Annotated in this window: 4 protein-coding genes; 1 reads left to right on the top strand and 3 read right to left on the bottom strand. The window is 46.6% G+C overall.

Annotated features, from left to right (window positions below; genetic code table 11):
- Together Q7V32_RS20875 and Q7V32_RS18275 are read right to left on the bottom strand one after the other, a co-directional pair.
- On the bottom strand, window positions 1–138 hold a 138-nt coding region (locus Q7V32_RS20875; RefSeq protein ID WP_370691480.1), incomplete at its 3' end, for a MerR family DNA-binding transcriptional regulator.
- Window positions 139–352: 214 nt separating this feature from the next.
- Window positions 353–1414 (bottom strand): DUF2066 domain-containing protein, encoded by a 1062-nt coding sequence (locus Q7V32_RS18275; RefSeq protein WP_304898418.1) that lies wholly within the window; start codon window positions 1412–1414, stop codon window positions 353–355.
- Window positions 1415–1490: 76 nt separating this feature from the next.
- On the opposite strand from Q7V32_RS18275, the gene purM reads away from it, so the two are divergent.
- Window positions 1491–2540, top strand: coding sequence for a phosphoribosylformylglycinamidine cyclo-ligase (purM, locus tag Q7V32_RS18280; protein ID WP_304898419.1), 1050 nt, complete (start codon window positions 1491–1493; stop codon window positions 2538–2540).
- Between the two features lie 102 nt (window positions 2541–2642).
- On the opposite strand, the gene Q7V32_RS18285 is transcribed toward purM, so the two are convergent.
- On the bottom strand, window positions 2643–4310 hold the full coding sequence (locus Q7V32_RS18285; RefSeq protein ID WP_304898420.1) for an ATP-binding protein: 1668 nt from the start codon (window positions 4308–4310) through the stop codon (window positions 2643–2645).
- Window positions 4311–4443: the final 133 nt, after the last annotated feature.

A 4443-nucleotide genomic window follows, 5' to 3' on the forward strand; every position in this document is an offset into this window, starting at 1 on the left:
CGAATCATAATAACGCGTTCCGCCTTGCGTTTTACGGGCTGGCAAAAGCTCACCTGTCCGCTCCCATTTTCTGAGTGTGTCAACACTAACTCCTAAAAGAGCTGCCGCCTCACCAATCTTGATTAATCTCTTATCCATGTGTAATAAAATACATTAATCTGATTTAGAAAGCAGTAGTTATTTACAGATTAAGATAGATATTTTGTTTCAGTTACGAACCCCTTTGACTTACCGAAAGCACTGTATTGAATTTATTAGTTAAACTTAGAGTGCGTTTTTAAATTTTTTCATCCCCCTATTCGTCGCAAGTCCACTTTAATAACTTTTGACTTTTTACTCAACTGATAAACATTTATCGTTTGGGCAATAAGGTAAAAATCAATTCTTCCCCTGAAAAACCAGGCGTACCTCTTGGCTCAAGCACACGACCCAAACCCAATATATCTTCAAAAAAATGCCGGTCCCCCTCGAAGGTCACGGCATACGTATTAAAACCTTCTTTTACACCCAGCCAATTAGCCGATTTAACCATGGGTAATGAGGTTAAATAACGATTAACGCGGTTCATGTCGTCGGCCCCCCGAATCCCCATGACACTGACGTTTACGGTAGTTAAATTAACCACACCCGGCTTTACGCTGTAATATTTGGACAGATTGCCATAGGTACCGGACATTCCGCCCACCAGGGCTTCATCTAGCGACCCGCAAGAACCCATCCACTGTGCAACATTATCATCGAAATACAAGGCCCACTCTGCCTGCCAACAACCCTGTTTTTTGACTAATCTACCAGCTAAAATCGAAACCACATCATACCTTGCCGAAATTGTCATTAACTGAGCCGGATAGGCACTCAACACATCACCGACGGTGATCTGGGTTTTCTCGGCAAGATCCATCAGAGGAAAAATAATGGGAATGCCGGCATAACGAGCCGCTTTATTGAGAGACTGGCTGATCATGGGCATGGTGTCCGATTTAAAGAATTGCCGTTGCCCTTCTTCCTCAACAACCAGCCAGACCAGCGTTTCAGGTCTAATTTCACTCCAAATGCTCAGTTTGCTGGATTTGAGCAAATCAAGCAGCCGATCTTCATTAAACAACACCCGCACAGGCCGTTTGTCAGTATGGGCTTCGTTCCGGCTATCTATCATCGCGTACTGAAATTGTTTAACATACACCGGCGCAGTGTCCAATAGCTTTTGAACAACCGGATCAGTCAAAATATCGTTTCCGGCCAGCACTCTCTGCAGCACGACCGTCAATGCCGCTTTTATTGCCGCATTTTTATCATCCCGGGACTGACTCTTTGCCATCACCTCGGTTTCAAATAGCCCTTTTACCTCCGCGGCAACAGCACTTTGACTTGCTAACACGCAATAAATAACCAGTAACCTTAAAACCCTATTCATAAGCTTCACACAAATCTGATGATGTCTTGTACAATATCGGTCGTTAAAACCTTTACTTTAGCAAGAGAAACTAACATTGAGCGAACAAAATCAACACGGTTTAGATTATAAAAGTGCTGGCGTCGATATTGAGGCGGGCAATCAACTCGTTGAACGCATTAAACCAATAGCGGCCAGGACACGTATACCGGGCGTTATGGCAGGCTTGGGCGGTTTCGGTTCAATGTTTGAATTGCCTTTAGACCGATATCGTAACCCCATTCTTGTCTCAGGCACAGATGGCGTCGGCACCAAACTTAAACTGGCCCTGGATACCGGCATTCATTCGACAGTGGGTATCGATCTGGTAGCCATGTGCGTCAATGACATCATAGTGCAAGGCGCCGAACCCTTGTTCTTTTTAGATTATTTCGCAACCGGCAAACTGGATGTGGATACTGCCGCATCCGTCATAGAAGGCATAGGCAAAGGCTGCGAACTGGCCGGAGCGGCATTGGTTGGCGGCGAAACTGCTGAAATGCCGGGCATGTATGCTGACGGCGAATACGACTTGGCCGGCTTTTGCGTTGGCATCGTGGAAAAAAGTCAGATCATTGACGGCACTCAAGTCAAAGCCGGTGATGCTCTGATTGGTATTGCTTCCTCCGGTCCTCATTCCAATGGTTACTCGCTGATCCGCAAGATCATCAGCCACAGCAATGCCTCGCTTAACGATGACTTTAACGGCAGACCGCTAGGCGAAGCCCTGCTGGAACCTACCCGGATTTATGTCAAATCGTTGTTGAATCTGATTAAGCAGGTGCCGGTTCACGCTTTAGCCCACATCACCGGAGGCGGCATTACTGAAAATCTGCCTCGCGTTTTACCCAATCAATTAAGCGCGCAAATCGACTTGCAAGCCTGGACATTGCCGGATATTTTTAAATGGCTGCAAGACCAGGGCCGGGTGTCACAGGCTGACATGCTGACAACTTTCAATTGCGGTATCGGCATGATTGTCTGCGTCGCACCGGAAGATGCAGCAAAAACAGTGGCGACATTGAACGCCTCTGGTGAAACCGCATTCAGCATCGGTCAAATCATTGCTTCGGAAAACGGTAAAGCAGTGCTTTATGTTAATGGTTAATTAAAACGCCCGGACTAGACGCTGACTCATCTGCCGGGCTTCCTAAAGATGAATCAGTGTCGCAGGAAAAAATCAGTAATTTCAAGCCCAGCTTAATGGTCCCTAACCTGATGGATGTTGAAAAGCATTCAAAATGGTCAATAACTTCTCAAGCTCAAGCGGCTTGAGTAAATAATGGTTGAATTCGGACGATTGCGAAAGCTCTCTACCCACTGCCATACCGTAACCACTTAGCGCAATCAACAACGCATCTTGAGTCACTGGCAACTGGCGAAGCCGTTTGGCAACCTCATAACCGTTCATATCCGGCAACCCGATATCTATCAGCACTACTTGCGGACTAAAAACCTGCGCACACTCGATCGCCTTGACCCCGCAATCTGCCGATTTCAGTTCGTGTCCATATATTTCCAGCAACATGGTCAAGCTTTCGGTCACATCGGCATAGTCATCCACAATCAGAATACGAAATTTAGGCATAGGCAGCGCAGATATTGAGGTTGTCGATTCCTGTGGAGAAGAGTCGGGCAAAGTCGGCAACTTGACAACGAATGAACTGCCTTTGCCAATGCCGGGACTAGCCGCAGAGACTGTGCCCCCATGCATCTCAGTCAAGCGACGCACTAAAGTCAGGCCTATTCCCAAACCTCCCTGAGAATGCGCCAAAGAATCATCCGCCTGGATAAAGAGATCGAAAATATGCGGTAGAGTCGCTGCGGGTATTCCGATACCCGTATCGCGGATCTCAATAACGGCAGTTGAGCCTTCCCTTGTAACATTCAGCATGATTTTACCGCCTTCCCCGGTATATTTGGTCGCATTATTAAGCAGGTTGGACAGCACTTGCGCCAGACGGACCCGATCACCTTCTATCCATTGCGGCGTTATGATGTTAGATACAATCAACACCTGCCCACTCTGTTCAATCAGCGGACGGCTGGTTTCTATAGCAGTATTGACTATTTCGGCAAGTTCGAAACGCTCTGACTTCAGTGTGATTTTGCCATGTAAAATACGCGCAACATCCAGTAGATCATCAAGCAATCTCGCTATATGATTGACTTGGCGGTTGATAACATTTAGTCCCCATGCCTGTTTGGAATCCGTTGTTTGCTGTAATTTGAGAAACTCCACCGCATTGCGTATAGGTGCCAACGGATTTCTAAGTTCATGTGCCAACATCGCCAAAAATTCGTCTTTACGTCGGTCCGCCATAAGTAACGCTTCTTCTGCCCGCTTTCTTTCGGTGATATCGGTTGCCACAACGAGCAGTTTGTTGCACGAATCCTCCTCGATCAGTGGAATCTTGACCGTGTTGTACCAGTGTAAGGAGCCATCCGCATGCGTGACCTTAACTTCCGGAATAAATAGGGACTTACGGGTGTTTATAGCTTCCAGATCAACTCGCTCAAAATGAGCCACTTCAACGGTGTTGATATTAAAATCATCTTCTTTCATACCGATCAGGTTTTCCATACTAGCGCCGTAGGATTGAGCCAAAGCTTCGTTGCATAATAGGAATCGCCCGTACCTGTCTTTGACAAAAATCACACTGGGCACCGTATCGATAACTTGCCTGAGAAAAGTCCTTTCCTGCTGCAGTGCTTCCTGGCTGCTTTTAACATCGGTAATGTCTTCAGTGGTTCCAAAAGCACCCAGCAGTGAACCTTGCTTGTCGTATTCAAGTTCGGCCAGTTCGCGCACCCATTTGATCTTTTGGTCTATCACTAATCGGTGTTCAATATCATAAGGCTTACCGGTCAGCAGCAATTCTCATTTTAAAACCCTACCCGGAGTCAGGAATTGTGCCGTTGAGTCCTTTCAGCATAAACCGCATCAAATGATCCCAGTCATCGAATGGAAGATACTGCATTAAAGCGCGAAGATGTTCAAAAAAAGTCCG

The organism is Methylicorpusculum sp., from assembly GCF_030651835.1.
Classification (GTDB): Bacteria; Pseudomonadota; Gammaproteobacteria; order Methylococcales; family Methylomonadaceae; genus Methylicorpusculum.